The sequence below is a fragment of the Marinomonas pollencensis genome, from assembly GCF_003387375.1.
GTDB lineage: Bacteria > Pseudomonadota > Gammaproteobacteria > Pseudomonadales > Marinomonadaceae > Marinomonas > Marinomonas pollencensis.
Genome location: NZ_QUNG01000035.1, coordinates 1 through 1,867, shown reverse-complemented (window position 1 = coordinate 1,867; position 1,867 = coordinate 1). Strand labels below are relative to the sequence as shown.

Here is a 1,867-nt window from a genome sequence, read left to right as displayed (position 1 = left end):
TACAAATAGGCTTGAATCTGGTATCGTTGCCCTTCGATCAACTGCTTATAGCTCATGGTAATACTCTAATTGTTTGGCGACGTTAGAATACCACCTATGGGCAGTTGATCTCTCGCCACCTACTCAACCATGAGTGGTGCACTTATTATCTGAATTTGCGCCCCTTGCTGATCAAGAGCGTAAAACAACATTTCTTGCTTTAAACTGTTTTCAATTTGCTCAAGAATATCGAAATGTTCATGTAATTTCGCTAAGTCGTGTAGATACTTCTTTTTACCAACAAGCATAATGCTAGAAATCTCATCAAGTAATAGCGGAATCTAATGATTATAAGTAAGCTATGTATTATAAACATTACTCAGCGCACCTGAGGTTTTAAGGCCAACACAATTAAAGAAAAAACCATGCCAGTACACAAAGGCTTATTTAATATATAATGGTATCAAGTATTGGTAGGCGACAAACCACCAAATACTTGACGCCTTTAACGTCAGGCGGGTATTGACGTAATTTCCTATCAAATTAATAGCTACATCAATAGCAAACTAGCTAGGACTTATTTTCGAAACAAGAGACAAAAAAAGAAAACTCGATATTCAGGCAAGCGTCAAACTATAAGGTACTTTCGCACAATATTGTTTCAGAAGTTTAAAACGCGAGACAATTTTAAGGTGTTGTTTAGGCTGGGCTTACGAAGATTGCGATTGTAAATACACCCATTCCATAAACTGTAATGGAATAACAACTTGAAATAGACTAGGACAGATTATGATTTTAATTTATAAATTTTTGAGGTATTTTACAGAATAGTGTTGATTGAACCATAAAATGACAAACCACCCTACCAAGAATCAATTAGCTGCGTAATTCTTTGAACCATAAGTTGAAAAAGAAATAAAGCATAAGCTAACAATTTTTTAGTGGCATTAAACTCAATTTAATTTCTCAGGTAGTAATTTTATTACATTCAACTTACAAAAATATAGGTTCATGCTAATTGCTACTACCAAGTCTGAATTGAGCCACAACTGAGCATTCAACGTATCATACTAGCCCTAACTCATTTCTGGACAGAACTGTGCCAGTGCTTCTTCTAAATTAGCAGCCCATAGATTACCTAAGGTATTGCAAACCTCTAATCAGGTGTCCAAAATTACTCATCCACTACAACAGATCATGGTCGACACACGCCATATCGACCACACATACTGTTAGTGCCAGTTAAAATTCTTGTACTGTAGGGCGCAGTACAATCTCGTTAACATCAACATCGTTTGGCTGTTCAATCACATAAGCGACAGCATTAGCGATAGACGTCGCAGAAATGGCATCGTTATACACCTCATTCACAAATTGAGAGATCGTTGCATCTGAGGTGCCATGTTTAAGCTCAGAATCAATGAGTCCAGGTGAGATGACAGTTGTGCGAATATTACGACCCACCTCCATACGTAGCCCCTCACTAATTGCACGAACGGCAAATTTAGTACCTGCATACACACTGCTCGCTGGCGAAACTTTATGACCGGCAACAGAGGAAATATTAATGAAGTGACCAGTTTCTTGTTGCTCAAACACTGGAAGTGCGGCGGCAATACCATTAAGTACACCCTTTATATTCACATCGATGGTGTCATTCCACTCTTTTACTTTCAGCGCACTTAAAGGTGAAAGCGGCATAATACCAGCGTTATTGATCATCACATCTGCGCGACCAAACGTCGTTACTGCTAAGTCAACCAATGCTTTAACGCTCTCACCTATAGTGACATGGTAGTCCTCCCTTTTTTAACTGCATTTAAAAGTAGAAGTTAAGCTGCTATGAGAGGTGGTTTACCTCCATTGCCTGTGTGTGGCCTTTCATGAT

At 38.5% G+C, this 1,867-nt stretch carries 2 protein-coding genes; both read right to left on the bottom strand.

Annotated elements, in window-relative coordinates; genetic code table 11:
• Positions 1 to 119: 119 nt before the first annotated feature.
• A complete protein-coding gene (locus tag DFP81_RS18305) occupies positions 120 to 287 on the bottom strand; it encodes a hypothetical protein (RefSeq protein WP_181903142.1) in 168 nt (55 codons plus the stop codon).
• A 934-nt stretch (positions 288 to 1,221) separates the two neighbouring features.
• On the bottom strand, positions 1,222 to 1,764 hold the full coding sequence (locus DFP81_RS18060) for an SDR family oxidoreductase (protein WP_281272054.1): 543 nt from the start codon (positions 1,762 to 1,764) through the stop codon (positions 1,222 to 1,224).
• Between the last annotated feature and the right edge of the window lie 103 nt (positions 1,765 to 1,867).